Origin of the sequence: Niallia sp. FSL M8-0099 (assembly GCF_038006945.1) — a bacterium.
Lineage (GTDB): Bacteria > Bacillota > Bacilli > Bacillales > Cytobacillaceae > Niallia > Niallia circulans.
The window spans coordinates 864,926-880,372 of the sequence record NZ_JBBOWF010000001.1; the positions used below are offsets into that span (position 1 = coordinate 864,926).

The following is a 15,447-nucleotide window of genomic DNA, read 5'->3' on the forward strand; positions in this document are numbered from 1 at the left end:
CTCAAGATGTTTGTGGTGCTTATTTAACCCATTTATTCTGAAAGGATGCTATGGCATCATATTCTTTCTCCAATACTCGAGAGATACGGATATAAATAGCGGTTAAATCCTGATAGATATCAACATTTTCTTGGATTGGCTGATGGGAATATGTACTGCCAACTAATTGTTTCATAATCGAAAAATCATCAATTTCTCCAAGTGCATACATACCTAAAACGATGGCACCAAGACAAGAGCTTTCAAAGCTTTCTGGAACGACTACTTCTTGATCAAAAATGTCTGCCATCATTTGTCTCCAAAGTTCAGAACGAGCAAAACCACCTGTTGCTTGAATTTGCTTTGGTGCTCCAATCACTTCTTGTAAGGCTAACATCACCGTATAAAGATTTAAGATAACTCCCTCTAATACGGCTCTCACCATATGTTCTTTTTTATGATGTAATCCTAGTCCAAAGAAGGATCCTCTTGCATTGGCATTCCATAAAGGTGCTCTTTCCCCAGCAAGATATGGATGGAATAATAAACCGTCCGCACCAGGTGTAACTCTAGTAGCAATCTTTGTTAAAACTTCATAAGGATCAATTCCGAGTCTCTTTGCCGTTTCCACTTCCGAGGAAGCTAATTCATCACGAACCCAGCGGAATGTCATTCCACCATTATTTACAGATCCACCAACTACCCACAGATCTTCTGTTAAACAATAACAAAAGATTCTTCCTTTAGGGTCGGTTACTGGTTTATCTGTTACAGTACGAATCGCCCCGCTTGTACCGATTGTCACAGCGACAACTCCAGGGTCAATAGCATTTACCCCAAGATTAGATAGTACGCCATCACTTGCGCCAACCACAAATGGAGTTTCAGCAGGAATTCCAAGTTCCGCTGCATATTTATCCTTCAGTCCTGTTAAATAATGGGTAGTCGGAACTGGCTTTGCCAACTGCTCAGATGTTACGCCGGCAACTTTTAACGCTTCTTGATCCCAAGTTAAGTGCTCAAGATTAAACATTCCTGTTGCAGAAGCAATTGAATAATCAATTACAAATTCGTTAAATAAGCGATAGAAAATATATTCTTTAATGCCAATAAATTTAGCTGCCTTTGTAAAAATAGCTGGTTGATCATTTCTTAGCCAAGTTAACTTAGATAAAGGAGTCATAGGGTGAATTGGCGTTCCTGTTCTACGGTATATTTCCAAGCCATTGTACTCTTCTTTGATTTTTTTTGCCCAAGAGGAAGCACGGCTGTCGGCCCAAGTAATACAGCGTGTTATTGGTTTTCCCTTTTCGTCTAATGCAATAACACTGTGCATCGCTGAACTAAAGGAGACTAATTTTATTTTACTAGCATCGACGTTCGCTTTTTTAATAGCTGTTTTCATTGTTTCCAATACAGCCTGAAAAATTTGCTCTGGATCTTGCTCTGCGATGGCTGGTGCAGGGCTATGCAGCGGATATTCGACATGATGCATGCTTAATACTTTGCCAGCTTCAGCAAATAAGACAGATTTTGTACTCGTTGTACCAATGTCTACACCTAAATATAGGGATGATAATTGCATATTAAAAACTCCTTTAATAAGAAAAGTGTAAAAAATATTTCATAAAATTACATTATCATAGAAAAAAAAATTCTTTATTTATATTTTAAATGAAACAAAATGATTTTGAAAGTGTTTTCATTCATTATTTTAAATTAATTTCCCCTTATTCTCCCTCAAAAGATAAAATTATTGTTGATCTCTTGATTAGTAATAAATTTTTGCCCTGGCGAACATAAAAATAAAGCAAAAATATGCTAAACTTAATTTATCTTATGGGTAAGGAGTTTTTTGAATGAATAATGAGATTGAAACGACATATGAGGCTATTTATAACCAAATACTCCATTTTCAACAGCATGTGGAAGCGTTGAGTAAACAAGCAGGTACATATCAAGAAGAGGATCATGAGCAGCTAATTAGAATGTCTATTGCCCTTCAAGCCTCAAAAGATATTTTGGAAAATATGCTTACACCAGGGAAAAAGCTGAACTTTATTTATGAAAAAGGAATGTTCAGCTTGGAAATGTTTGATGAAAAATAAGCATTAAAGAAGAATATCCTCGCTTGGCCGAATATTCTTCTTTCGAAATTCTCCAGGAGTAATACCAGTAGATTTCCGAAATACTTTTGTAAAATAGTTGGCATTCGCAAAACCTACTTGGACTGAAATGTCTTCAATAGAATATTTGGTTTGATATAATAACTCTGCTCCCTTTATGATACGGATATTCGTTAAATATTGAATCGGTGTAATTCCAAGTACCTTTTTGAATAAACGAGTGAAGTGGAAGCGGGAAAGCGCAGCAGCCTCTGCCATATCTTCTGGTCCGATTGGTTTATGATAGTGATTTTGAGCAAATAATGTCGCATTTAGTATACTTTCAGGAAGCTGGATGTCTCCAATATTCTTCTTATATTGATACAATTCCATTATAAAGGAATAAGCGAGACTTGAAGCTTGAAAAGCGTTATTTATCTGTTTATCTTTTGCTAGCTGATAAATACGCAGAAGATGCTGAATGGGTCTCGAGTCCGAAGCTAATTGAATAATCGGCTGCTCGTTTTCCGTAAAAGAGTGCCAGCATTTTTTTACCGTTTCACCATATAGTGTAATAAAAATAAATTCCCAATGCTCACTAGTTGGAGGCAGATAGTATCTGTATTCCTCTGAAATATCAATTAAAAATGCCTTTCCTGCTGTCAATTTATGATTTTTACCTCCGAGTTCAATAGCACCAATTCCAGATATGGTATATTGAAAAACATACATACTATCCTCTTTACGCTTTTTTCCTTTCCAATTATATAGATGGGAGGTTTGATTTTCCCATCCGATTGACCAAATTTGGGCTACCTCTTTTGTAATTTTTTCCGTAAATCTGTAAGCAAATACATTATTATCTTTTTTGGACAATAGAATGCTCCTTTCTTAGTAGAGCTGGCATTGGTAGAAACTTGCCTTGGATAAGATAGGAGTAATAGATAGAAATTAAGTGTTTGGCATAAAAATTTGAAATTTATTAGCAAATTATTACCCTTTTTCCTTTCTTATTTTACCATTGAGAGAGAAAGGTTTGAAGCATAAAATAAAATTGTAAACGGTTTAATGGAAGTCTAGACTTAAGAGTAAGCATAATTGTTCATATAAAAAGGAGAGATAGAAATGGCAAAAAATCTATTGGCAACTTTTACAAATATTTTTAATGAAGCAGAAACAAGCATACGTACTTTTTTTGCACCAGGACGTGTGAATTTAATAGGTGAACATACTGATTATAATGGAGGACATGTTTTTCCTTGTGCCTTATCAATTGGTACGACAGCACTTGTAAGAAAAAGATCAGATCGAGTGATTCAATTCTATTCTACAAATTTTGCGGATTTAGGTATTATTAAAGTTTCTTTAGACAATCTATCCTTTAATCAAGCAGATGATTGGGCGAATTATCCAAAGGGAGTAATAGTAACACTTGCGCAATATGGATATCAACTCGATGCTGGATTCGATGTTTTATATGAAGGAGAAATTCCCAATGGTGCTGGCTTATCTTCATCTGCATCCATTGAAGTAGTGACAGCCATTATGCTAAATGTGTTGTATTCCTTTGCAATTGATCAAGTCAGTTTAGTAAAAATGTGTCAAAAAGCAGAAAATGAATATATTGGCGTGAACTGTGGAATTATGGATCAATTTGCAATCGGAATGGGCAAAGAAAAACATGCTATATTACTAGATTGCGACACACTTGACTATGTGTATAGTCCACTAGATTTAGATGCTGCTTCCTTAATTATTGCCAATACAAATAAACGCAGGGGGTTAGCTGATTCTAAATATAATGAGAGACGAGGAGAGTGTGAAAGAGCATTAAGAGACTTGCAGGGAGAATTAGAGATTCGATCATTAGGTGAATTAACGCCAGAGGAATTCGATTCGCATGCTCATTTGATTAAGCAAGATGTCGATAGAATGAGAGCAAAGCATGCTGTGTATGAAAATGCTCGAACATTAGAAGCTGTAAAAAAACTTCAAGCAGGAGATATTGCAGGATTTGGACAATTAATGAATGCATCACATATCTCCTTACGTGATGATTATGAAGTGACCGGAAAGGAATTAGATGCATTAGTGGAAGCTGCCTGGGAACAAGCGGGCGTTATTGGATCTCGGATGACAGGTGCAGGCTTTGGAGGTTGTACGATCAGCATTGTCAACAATGAACATATTGAATCTTTTATCGAGAAGGTCGGAGCGAAATATGCGGAGCAAACAGGATTAAAGGCAGACTTTTATGTTGTTCAAGTTGGAGATGGAGCGAAGGAAATTGTTGAATAGGAACAGTTAAAAAAAGGAGAGAGAAAATATGACGATATTAGTATGTGGTGGTGCCGGTTATATCGGAAGTCATATGGTTTCTGAATTATTAGACCTAGGTGAAGAAGTAATTGTTGTTGATAATCTTCAAACTGGGCATAAAGCTGCTGTAAGAGCTGAAGCAACCCTATATATTGGGGATTTGCGGAATGAAAGCTTCTTAGAAGAGGTCTTTAAGAAACATACGATTGAAGCAGTAGTCCATTTCGCTGCTGACTCTTTAGTAGGTGAAAGTGTAACAAATCCGTTGAAATACTATGATAATAATGTAAATGGTGCGATGACTTTATTAAAAGTAATGCATGCAAATGGTGTGAAGAGAATTGTTTTCTCGTCAACTGCAGCAACTTATGGAGAGGCAAAGAATTTTCCGATTCAGGAGAGTGATGACACAATTCCAACAAATCCCTATGGAGAAACTAAACTAGCCATCGAAAAAATGCTAAAGTGGTGTGAAGCAGCATATGGGATTCATTATGTAGCTCTTCGTTATTTTAATGTAGCAGGTGCGCATATAGATGGGAGATTAGGGGAAGATCATTTTCCAGAAACGCATTTAATTCCCATTATACTGCAAGTAGCGTTAGGAAAGAGAGAAGTAATTAGTATTTTTGGAGATGATTATGAGACACATGATGGGTCATGTATAAGGGATTATATTCATGTTACTGATTTGGCCAATGCCCATATCCTTGCTTTAAAAAAATTGCAGAAAGAAGAAACAAGCGGTATTTACAATCTAGGGAGTGGAACAGGTTTCACGGTCAAAGAAGTAATTGAGGCAGCGAGAAAGGTAACAGGGCAACCTATTCCAGCAGAAATTGCTCCAAGAAGAGCAGGTGACCCGGCGCGATTAGTTGCTTCATCAGAGAAAGCGCAAGTAGAGTTAGGGTGGAATCCACAGTACACTTCACTAGAGACAATGATAGGAAGTGCCTGGAGCTGGTTCCAAGCAAATCCGAATGGCTATAAAGAATAAATGAGAATGTACTAAGAGGAAAGGAGCAATGTTAGATGACAACCACTATTTATCATCATGTTGAACAATTGCTTCATTATGGAATAGAATCAAACCTAATTACGAAATGGGATATAGATGTAGTGCGGAATAAATTACTCGAAATCTTGGAATTGGATGATTTTGTCCCATCTGAGGTTAGCGATCCAGCGGAAATAGAGTTGCGTGAACTATTAGATACTATTTTAGATTGGGCTGCAGAACATAATCTCTTGGTAGAAAATACAATAACCTATCGAGATTTATTAGATACTAAATTAATGGCTTGCTTTGTTCCATTGCCATCTGAAATAAATAATAGATTCGCCATGCTCTACAAGGATAAGGGGGCAAAGAGTGCAACTAGTTGGTTTTATGACTTTTCTAAAAAGATTGATTACATTCGCACGGATCGAATTGCTAAAAATGAAGAGTGGCTGGCACATACGAGTTATGGAGACTTAGAGATTACGATTAACTTGTCTAAGCCAGAAAAAAATCCGCAAGAAATAGCTGCTCTAAAAAAAGTAAAACAAGGCTTTTATCCTAAATGTTTATTATGTAAAGAAAATGCCGGTTATGCCGGACGAGTTAATCATCCGGCTAGACAAAATCATCGTATTATACCAGTGACTCTAGAAGGGGAACAATGGTTCCTGCAGTTTTCCCCATATGTTTACTATAATGAGCATGCCATTTGTTTTTCAGAAAGGCACGAGCCAATGACCATTTCGAAAAGAACATTTACTAGATTACTAGAATTTGTTCACCAATATCCTCATTACTTTATGGGGTCTAATGCTGATCTGCCAATAGTTGGAGGGTCCATTCTTGCCCATGAGCATTTTCAAGGGGGATATCATGAATTTCCGATGGCAAAGGCTGAAATAGAAGCTGGATTTACGTTGGAGCGGTTTCCTGCTATCCATGCCGGAATTGTTAAATGGCCGATGTCTGTTTTACGTCTAAATGGAACAGACAAACAACAATTAGTGGAAGCATCTGATTATATATTAAAAAAATGGCTGGATTATAGTGATGAAAGTGTTGATATTCTTGCATATACAAACGGTGTTCGCCATAATACCATCACACCAATTGCAAGAATGCGTAATGGCCAATATGAAATGGATTTAGTGCTCCGCAATAATCGTACAAGTGAAGAATACCCATTCGGGATCTTCCACCCACATGAGGAAGTTCATGCGATTAAACAAGAGAATATTGGCTTGATTGAAGTGATGGGGTTAGCCGTTTTGCCAGGAAGATTGAAAGAAGAAATGAGCATCCTTGCAGAGAATATCGTCAAAGTTGATTTTGAAGAACGCATTCAACAAGAGCCTGCTATTGTAAAACACTTAGCGTGGGCAAAAACAGTAAAAGAGAAAAATCCACAGATGACAAAAGAAAATGTAAGTACTATCTTACAAACAGAAATAGGAATTGTGTTTGAAACAATCTTACATCATGCAGGTGTATTTAAAAGAAATGACAATGGAACAAAAGCTTTTTATCGATTTATTGAGACACTTTAAAAAAGCTAAGGAAAAAGATTAGACTGGCTGATGCTTGAATACAAATGGGAGAAGAAAAAGGTTTCATAGAGGCCACTCGTTTTATAGGAAAACAGGTGGTCTCTATGAAATCAACTCTTATACCTAATATTAAAGAACCTTTAGCGCCAAGTGATTGTGAATGGTTTTATAAAAATGCTGCTTATCTGTTTGCTGCTTTTTTAACCGTAGCTTAGGGTTTGGGATATGTAATTGGACTTTATGATAATCTCTATAAGATAAATAAATAGTATAAACTGATTTTCCTAGAGGGGTAAGGAATGCTTCTGGTATCATAATTCTCTTTAAAACCCCTTCATATGGTTCAATCGGAAACATAAACTGGTTATGGATGTTGTTTCGATCGCGGAACAGGAGATGTTCAACCTCTTTTGGGTGATCACCTGCAATACGAATATCGAAACGGAAGAAACCATTCGTATATTCACAATTTATTAATTCAGCATACATAGGGACTCTAATAAAGTTATAAGGCGGGCTTAGTGGAGAAACCCAGTAAGCAGTATCGTCTTTAACTACATGTTTTTTTATTTTTTCTTGATTCATCCATCGAAATAATGTTTCGATATCCTTATAGCGTTTTTGTGAAAATAACTGATAACAAACCTTATTATAAGGATGGTAAAAATGGTCACTGATCTCATAATCCAACGAAGAAGTCGTCCGTAACATTTTTTTCATGGTGGATATATATGCTTTCCTTTTTAAAAACGCATCTAATCTTCCTTTAAACGTTTGATTATTTTCCGTTCTTAGCGTATGATACCGATTTATAAACCGATTAAAGCAATCAAACTCATACAAGCGATTAAGGACCATTCGCTTTAACTCTGAATCCATTTCTTTCTCTTTAAAGTAGTTGATTACTTTTCGATTACAATGCATTTTATTTAATACATTCGTCTGCTTCGTCAAGGATTCGTCATTTTCATCTAAGCGATTTAAATAGTAGATAACAGCTTCCGTTGTTGAGATTTTTTTACAATTAGTCAATACTTCCATGAAAAATTGCTTATCTTCTCCATACTTCATCTCAGGAAATTGAATTTGGTTTTGCTTTATAATGCTAGATTTCATCAATCTTGCTCTAGGTCCTAAATGATGAAAAATATGTGGGATACTCGCCGGGGGGATACTTCTCCTTTCTTTCCATGATTCATGTTCGCCTACTATGGCATTTTTTTTAGACGTGACTTTAATTGTTTTTCCCACTATATAATCATCATCTGTTTCATTTAGTACACTATAGAGTTTTTCCAAGCCAGTCTTTTCAAACCAATCATCTGCATCTAAAAAAGTTAAGTAAGGGGCCGATGAAAGTTCAATGCCTAAATTTCTCGGATAGCCAGGGGTGCCTGTGTTTTTCGCAAGAAGAGCGAGTTTAATATTAGGATGCTCGTTAACAAATTTTTTTAAGATAGAACGAGTTTGATCTTTAGAGCCATCATCAACAATTATGTATTCAATCTGGGGCATTATGGATTGCTGTAAAACTGATTCAATCGTCTTCTGGATTGTTTTTTCATTGTTAAATACGGGTGTGATAACGGAAATAATCGGTTGTTTTAAATAGTTCGCACTCTGAAATAGTTCATACCTATATTTATGTTTTTGTCGAAGAGATGATATATTTTTCATTGCATTCCCTACCTTCATAATTAACACTAAAAGAAACTCTTTATAGCAATCATTATGAATCAACAAGCTAAAAGGTATACTTCCATAAATAGAAAAAATAGTTCAGACGTTATTGGTTTTTATCCTGTATAATATAGAGAGATAAGAATAAATAAGGGAATCTAGCTTTACATTAAGAAAAATGAAAAGGCTTTCTTAATTAACGGGTTTCAAAGTGTGCCTGCTCTGTAACTGATTTTTCCGGAAGAAAGCAATGTATAAGGAGGTTTATAGGTGACAACTATTAGTGATATCGCTAAACTTGCGGGCGTGGCAAAAAGTACTGTTTCTCGATACTTAAATGAAGGCTCTGTCAGCGAAGCCACGAAAAGAAAAATACAGCATATTATCAAAGAAACCGGCTATACGCCTAATGCATTTGCTCAAAGCTTAAAAGCAAAGAAAACAAATATTATCGGAACGATTGTGCCTCAATTAGATTCGTACGCTTTTTCACGGACTTTAATAGGAATAGATGAAGAGTTGAAGGCAAGGAATTATCAAATGTTAATTTCTCATTCAAATCTGGATTTGGAGCGGGAAATAGAAAATATTCATTCTTTAGTAAGACAGAAGGTTGCTGGGATAATTTTATTGGCAACAGAAATTACGAATCGTCATTTAATGATCATCAAACAACTAGGAATCCCTGTGCTTATTGTAGGGCAGCAGCATGAGGAGATTCCAAGTTTAATTCATAATGATTATGATGCAGCATATGATTTAGGGAAATATATACTATCTCAAGGTCATCAAAGAATCGCCTTCCTTGGTCTCCATGAGAAAAATGTTGCAATAGGAATTGATCGAAAAGAAGGGTTTAAGAAAAGTATCGAGGAAACAGCAAATATTGATGTCCAATTTTTTGAGGTGAAGACGGATCAGGCACAAACATTTTCGATTGTTTCTGAAATAATCGATCGATTTCACCCTAGCATCATTGTATGTGCTACAGATAATATTGCCATGGGAACAATGAAAGCAATCTATTCAAAGGGGATTTCTATTCCTTGTGATCTTTCCATTACCGGATTTGGCGGGTATGAAATGACTGAGATGATACATCCAGGTTTAACCACTGCAAAGTTTTTTTATAAAGATGCTGGCAATCTAGCAGCCAGAAAGATGCTAAGTCTCATTAAAGGAGACGATACTCCCATGAAAACAGTTTCTGGGTATGAAATTATTTATCGCGAAAGTGTTAGGAAAATGTAAGTTCAATTAAATGATATCAGCTAAAAGCGGTTTTAGCCGATATCATTTATTCATATTTTTAGAAAAAGCAAGAAGGACAATAGGAACTTGACGAAAGAAAAGGAAATAACTATAATTTGATGTGAAACCGTATCTCTATTTAGTTTGGGGAAATAAAAAAATAGTGGATATCTGATAGGTTAATATTTAATGGATTGAAGAAGCATTGATATAAACCAACTGGTATAGACATCTAGATATATAGACGCGCATATTTTTAAGAAAAGGAGCTTTTAGAATCATGCTAACGGAAGAAATAAAGGCATTAATATTAAAAAATGTATGTATTTACACAGAAACGGAAATTCATTCAAATGGGTATGTAGTAGTGAAGGAAGGGAAAATCGATGCGATTGGGTTAATGGATTCCTTCCTTGAAAAAGAATGGGAAAATGCACATATACTAGATTTTCCAAAGGGCATGAATTTAATACCAGGGTTTATTGATATTCATATCCATGGAGCAAATAATGCTGACGCAATGGATGCGTCACAGCAAGCCTTAGAAATTATGGCTGAGACATTGCCAAAAGAAGGAACAACAAGCTTTTTAGCCACCACCATGACACAAGAGGTAGAAAGTATTGAAAATGCACTCACATCTATTGCCCAGTATGTCGAGACTGCTGATCAATCAGGAAAAGCAGAAATCATCGGGATTCATTTAGAAGGTCCCTTTATCTCCGAAAAGAGAGTTGGAGCACAGCCAGTCCAATCTGTTAAAAAGCCGAATGTAGAGTTATTTAAAAAATGGCAGACATTATCCAATAATCAAATCAAACTTGTGACGATGGCACCTGAGGAAGATGAAAACTTTGAGCTTGTTCGCTATTTAAAGGCAGAGAATATCGTTCCATCAATAGGGCACTCAGATGCAGTTTATGAGCAAGTATTATCAAGCATTCAAGCTGGTGTCAATCATGTTACTCATCTGTTTAATGGAATGAGAGGTCTGCATCATCGTGATCCAGGAGTTGCAGGCGCAGCCTTGCTTCATTCGGAGTTAATGGCTGAAATGATTGTCGATGGTGTTCATATTCATCCAGAAATAGTTAAACTTGCTTTTTTACAAAAGGGGGCTGATCATATCATTCTCATTACAGATAGCATGCGGGCAAAATGGCTTGCGGATGGTATTTCATCCTTAGGTGGACAAAAGGTAATTGTTCGTGATGGCAAAGCGTTATTAGAAAATGGTGCTCTTGCTGGGAGCACATTAAAAATGAAGGATGCTATCAATAATATGATGAACTTTACAGGCTGCTCTTTACAGGATGTTGTAAAGATGGCATCTTATAATCCCGCCAAGCAAATTGGTGTCTTGGATAAAAAGGGAAGTATTGCAAAAGGTAAAGATGCAGATTTAGTCGTATTAGATGAAAATAATCAAGTAGCACTAACAATATGTAAAGGGAAAATTGTATATTCGAATGGAGGATTTTCAGCATGAAATTAATTGAAGTACAAAATTACGATGAAATGAGTAAAGTAGCAGCCCAAAAAATAATAGAGCAAATACAAACGAAGCCAAATAGTGTGCTAGGACTTGCTACTGGAGGAACCCCAGTAGGAACCTATCAGTATTTAATAAAGGATTTTACGGAGAACCATACGTCCTATGAAAAAGTTATTACCGTTAATTTAGATGAATATGTTGGTTTAGAAGAGGATAACCCGCAAAGTTATAGCTATTATATGAAAGAACACTTATTTAATCATATAAATATTCCGGAAAATCAAACTCATTTGCCTTTTGCCAAAAATGTAAATGATAAAGATGCTGGTGAAAATTATGAGAAACTGATTGATTCCTTTGGTGGAATGGATCTGCAAGTTTTAGGAATTGGCGAAAATGGACATATTGGTTTTAATGAACCAGGTACTTCATTCTCTTCCACGACCGATGTGGTTCAATTAGCTGACTCGACGAGAGAGGCAAATGCTCGCTATTTTACTAGTATGGATGAGGTACCAACACATGCTATTTCAATGGGGATTTCCACTATTATGAAAAGTCGGAAAATCATATTGCTTGTGTCTGGAGTGAAGAAGGCCCCTGTTCTTAATCAGTTATTTCACTCCGATATAAAAGAGGATCTTCCTGCTTCTATTTTGAAAAAACATCCGGATGTTACAATCATCGCTGATCAGGAGGCTTTATCCATTTTGAAAGAAAATAAAGGAAGTGTGTATAGTTGATCATTAAAGATTCACATATTCCTATCTATTATCAATTAGAAATGGAGATAAAAGAAATCATTAAAGAGCTAAAACCTGGTGATCCAATTAGCTCTGAACGAGAGTTTTCCGAGAAATACGGTATTAGCAGGATGACGGTTCGTCAAGCTATTAATAACTTAGTAGCTGAAGGCGTACTTGTTCGACAAAGAGGGAAAGGGACTTTTGTTGCTGCACAAAAGGTAGAGCAAGAGCTTTCTGGATTAACAAGTTTTTCGGAGGATATGCATTCAAGAGGGTTAACACCAAAAACAAAAATTCTTGATTTTAAAACGATTCCTTGTCCAAGAGGCATCGCCAGTAAGTTGAAGATAGAAGAGGGAGACCAGGTTTATGAGGTTAGCCGATTACGGATTGCGGATGATATCCCAATGGCCCTCGAAACTTCCTACCTTCCGTCGCTCTTGATTAAGGAGCTGCAGGAAGAGACTTTACATGGTTCTATATATGAATATGTGGAGCAAACTTTACATCAAAAGATTAGTCACGCTACCCAAACAATTGAATCAACTTTATCCCATAAAAATGAAAGTGCATCTCTTGGGATTAAAGAGGGGGCACCAGTGCTGCTGATGGAGCGTTTTAGTTATTTGGCCAATGGAACTCCTTTTGAATATGTAAAATCTATTTATCGCGGAGACCGGTATAAATTTATTATTGATATGAAGAGATCTTAATAAGAAAGAGTAAAAGAAGTTGAACATCGAAGAATTCTTAAGGAGAAGAGTAGGAGAAGTACTTTTCTATTTTTAAGGCAGATTTGTAAAGAAAACCATTTTCAAAAAAACGAGTGAAAAACTGTTAATAATGATTTTTCGAAATGGTTTGCTTTAAGTGTATCTTGGTTGAAAAATATAATTGGTGATTTTCCAGCAGATAAAGACAGTATTATTCCTAATGCAAGAGATGTTAATGAGTATTCTATTGAAGTTCGAATCGAATCCCTGTTAAATAATCCAGAATGTCGAGAATTGCTGCAAACTCATCTTCCTATTTTATTAGAAGTCGAGGCTCAAGAAAGTGCGAAGGATTATTCGATAAAAATAGTGAATCAAGGTTTACCCAACGCCCTATCTGAAAATCAATTGAATGAATTAAATGACCAATTAAAGAAAATAAAAGTAACGGAGTAATTTTTGTAATTAGATAGAAGTCATATAACAAAGTATCTTTCGTAATCATTTTTTACTAAGGATGCTTTGTTTTTGTTTTAAAGGCCATCAATCAAATATGAATGGTTATGTGCGACTCTAATTTGTTGATTTTTCAATTTAAAGGTATAATTTGGCCTATATTAAAGATAAGGTGAATTAAAAATGAGTAAATTTCAAAAGTCATATGAGAATATCACGATTATTTTACAAGATTCAACTAAAATCCCTATTTTATTATGGATTAGTCTTGTTTATATTGCAGCTCTATTACTTCAATCGTTTGATCATTTGTCCATAATAAATAATATTATTTTTACTTGTGCTATGATAGGACATTGTCTTGCTTATTGGCATTCAAAAACATGGAGTCGAATTTATCCCTGGCTTTATGTAATAAGCCAAGGATTTTTAATCTTCTTATCCGCATTTTGGATACCAGCAGGATCCCCAGCTATTTTAATTGGTTTACTGCCAATAATTATTGCACAGAGCATAACAGTTTTTGAAAGCAAACTAAAGATTTTTATATTTTTTATTATTTTTTATGGCCTGTTCTGTATAGAGATAGTTTTAAGTTATGGATCAGAAGAATTACCGATATTTATCCCTATTTTATTCATCATATTGACCATTGTAGTTTTTTATACGGTTATTTATAATAGGCAGGTCAATGCGAGACTGCGGATGGAATACTATTTAAAAGAGCTAGAAACTGCTCATAAGGAAGTGGAAAAACTAACACTTGCTAATGAGAGACAGCGAATGGCTAGAGATTTACACGATACATTAGCTCAAGGAATTGCGGGCTTTATTATGCAATTAGAAGCAATCCAAGTTTATATAGACAAAGGAAATAAGGAAAAGTCGCAGGAAATTGTTCTAAAATCTATGCAGCAAGCACGAGAAACATTAAAAGAAGCAAGAATTGTTATTGATAATTTACGATATAATTCCAATACTAGCCAAGGGGATTTTAATAGTGTCATATTGGGGAAAATTCAAAAGTATAAGGAAGCAGCTTCTGCAGAGATTACTTACACAATAGATCGCTTTCCTCCATTATCAACATTTATACTGGAACACAGTGTCCATATAGTAAGTGAATGTTTGACAAATGTTATAAAGCATTCCCAAGCGACACAAGTGAAAATACATATTAACAAAGTGGAAAAGCAAATGGTTATTAAAGTAGAAGATAACGGTGTTGGTTTTGCGGCAAATATGGTTGGCAAACACACTGGGAAATATGGGTTGTTAGGTATAACGGAAAGAGTTAGATTATTAGGTGGAAAAGTGGATGTCAAAAGTATAAAAGGAAAAGGGACGACTATTTTGGTAGAAGTCCCTATCTAAATGGAAAGTGAGAGGAAACGTCCTGTATAATGTACTAATTGTTGATGATCATTTAGTGGTAAGAGAAGGATTAAAATTAATGATAGAAACAAATGATATGTTTCGTGTGATAGGAGAAGCAGAAAATGGAGAAATAGCACTTCATTTAATAGAAGAACTATCACCTGACGTAATCTTAATGGATTTAAATATGCCTATCCTGAGTGGATTAGACACGATAAAAAAATTAAACGAAAGAAATATTTTCATTCCTGTGATTATTTTAACTACATATAATGAAGATAATTTAATTCTAGAAGGAATCAATTTAGGGGCAAAAGGTTATTTACTGAAAGATACTACTAGAGAAAATCTATTTAGGACTATTGAAGCTGCTGTGAAAGGGGAAACCCTTTTGCAGCCTAATATATTGAATACAATCTTAAATTTTAAGGATACTCAAAAGAATAATCAGAAATCTAGCCAATCTATCCTTACTGATAAAGAAACTTTTATTTTACAAGCCATAGCAAAAGGATTTCGAACAAAAGATGTTGCTTTTGATATGGGAATTGCAGAAAGAACAGTGAAGGCGCATTTAACAAATATTTATAATAAATTAGGAGTAAATACTAGGACAGAAGCTGTAGCAATATCTATTGAGAAAGGTTATATTCATCTATAAATTCCAAACTATGCCCAATCGTACATTCGGCAATTGCCCAAATGTACGATTTTTTTTATTTTCTTTTTCTGTAGTATAAAGGCAGAACATATGGAACTAATAGACGAAAGGGGAT

Annotated in this window: 14 protein-coding genes; 11 read left to right on the forward strand and 3 right to left on the reverse strand. The window is 35.3% G+C overall.

All coding sequences use genetic code 11. The features are described from left to right. Positions 1-19 precede the first annotated feature (19 nt). The gene (gntK, locus tag NSQ92_RS04095; RefSeq protein ID WP_047942404.1) at positions 20-1,564 is read right to left on the reverse strand and encodes a gluconokinase; all 1,545 of its coding nucleotides are present in this window, start codon (positions 1,562-1,564) and stop codon (positions 20-22) included. A gap of 274 nt (positions 1,565-1,838) precedes the next feature. Here gntK and NSQ92_RS04100 point away from each other — a divergent pair, with 274 nt between their 5' ends. Beyond that, entirely contained in the window at positions 1,839-2,087 is a 249-nt protein-coding gene (locus NSQ92_RS04100) for a hypothetical protein (protein WP_047942403.1), read from the forward strand. 3 nt (positions 2,088-2,090) lie between these two features. Here the strand turns inward: NSQ92_RS04100 and NSQ92_RS04105 are convergent, their stop codons facing one another. Continuing rightward, a complete protein-coding gene (locus NSQ92_RS04105; protein ID WP_341152396.1) occupies positions 2,091-2,960 on the reverse strand; it encodes an AraC family transcriptional regulator in 870 nt (289 codons plus the stop codon). A 249-nt stretch (positions 2,961-3,209) separates the two neighbouring features. On the opposite strand from NSQ92_RS04105, the gene NSQ92_RS04110 reads away from it, so the two are divergent. The 3 genes from NSQ92_RS04110 to galT are packed head-to-tail and all read left to right on the forward strand — an operon-like array spanning position 3,210 to position 6,953. Continuing rightward, positions 3,210-4,382, forward strand: a complete 1,173-nt coding sequence (locus tag NSQ92_RS04110; protein WP_047942400.1) for a galactokinase — start codon at positions 3,210-3,212, stop codon at positions 4,380-4,382. A gap of 28 nt (positions 4,383-4,410) precedes the next feature. Then, complete coding sequence (gene galE, locus NSQ92_RS04115; RefSeq protein WP_061797399.1) at positions 4,411-5,400, forward strand: UDP-glucose 4-epimerase GalE; 990 nt, start codon at positions 4,411-4,413, stop codon at positions 5,398-5,400. A gap of 35 nt (positions 5,401-5,435) precedes the next feature. Further along, positions 5,436-6,953: a UDP-glucose--hexose-1-phosphate uridylyltransferase gene (galT, locus tag NSQ92_RS04120; protein ID WP_047942396.1), complete on the forward strand. Its 1,518-nt coding sequence runs from the start codon at positions 5,436-5,438 to the stop codon at positions 6,951-6,953. Positions 6,954-7,082: 129 nt separating this feature from the next. Here the strand turns inward: galT and NSQ92_RS04125 are convergent, their stop codons facing one another. Beyond that, positions 7,083-8,630: a glycosyltransferase family 2 protein gene (locus NSQ92_RS04125; protein WP_341152397.1), complete on the reverse strand. Its 1,548-nt coding sequence runs from the start codon at positions 8,628-8,630 to the stop codon at positions 7,083-7,085. 273 nt (positions 8,631-8,903) lie between these two features. On the opposite strand from NSQ92_RS04125, the gene NSQ92_RS04130 reads away from it, so the two are divergent. From NSQ92_RS04130 to NSQ92_RS04160, 7 genes are all read left to right on the forward strand, one after another. After that, positions 8,904-9,884 carry a LacI family DNA-binding transcriptional regulator gene (locus tag NSQ92_RS04130; RefSeq protein WP_095320267.1) on the forward strand — a complete coding sequence of 327 codons (981 nt, stop codon included), beginning with the start codon at positions 8,904-8,906 and terminating at the stop codon, positions 9,882-9,884. Positions 9,885-10,164: 280 nt separating this feature from the next. Further along, positions 10,165-11,373 (forward strand): N-acetylglucosamine-6-phosphate deacetylase, encoded by a 1,209-nt coding sequence (gene nagA, locus NSQ92_RS04135; RefSeq protein WP_341152398.1) that lies wholly within the window; start codon positions 10,165-10,167, stop codon positions 11,371-11,373. After that, positions 11,370-12,122, forward strand: a complete 753-nt coding sequence (gene nagB / locus NSQ92_RS04140) for a glucosamine-6-phosphate deaminase (RefSeq protein WP_047942393.1) — start codon at positions 11,370-11,372, stop codon at positions 12,120-12,122. The genes nagA and nagB overlap by 4 nt, the downstream gene beginning before the upstream one ends. Beyond that, a complete protein-coding gene (locus NSQ92_RS04145; RefSeq protein ID WP_061797382.1) occupies positions 12,119-12,838 on the forward strand; it encodes a GntR family transcriptional regulator in 720 nt (239 codons plus the stop codon). The genes nagB and NSQ92_RS04145 overlap by 4 nt, the downstream gene beginning before the upstream one ends. 168 nt (positions 12,839-13,006) lie before the next feature. Beyond that, positions 13,007-13,294 (forward strand): hypothetical protein, encoded by a 288-nt coding sequence (locus tag NSQ92_RS04150; RefSeq protein ID WP_095321678.1) that lies wholly within the window; start codon positions 13,007-13,009, stop codon positions 13,292-13,294. A 183-nt stretch (positions 13,295-13,477) separates the two neighbouring features. After that, the gene (locus tag NSQ92_RS04155; protein WP_341152399.1) at positions 13,478-14,668 is read left to right on the forward strand and encodes a sensor histidine kinase; all 1,191 of its coding nucleotides are present in this window, start codon (positions 13,478-13,480) and stop codon (positions 14,666-14,668) included. Between the two features lie 22 nt (positions 14,669-14,690). Continuing rightward, positions 14,691-15,332, forward strand: coding sequence for a response regulator transcription factor (locus tag NSQ92_RS04160; protein ID WP_186440737.1), 642 nt, complete (start codon positions 14,691-14,693; stop codon positions 15,330-15,332). The last annotated feature ends 115 nt before the right edge of the window (positions 15,333-15,447 follow it).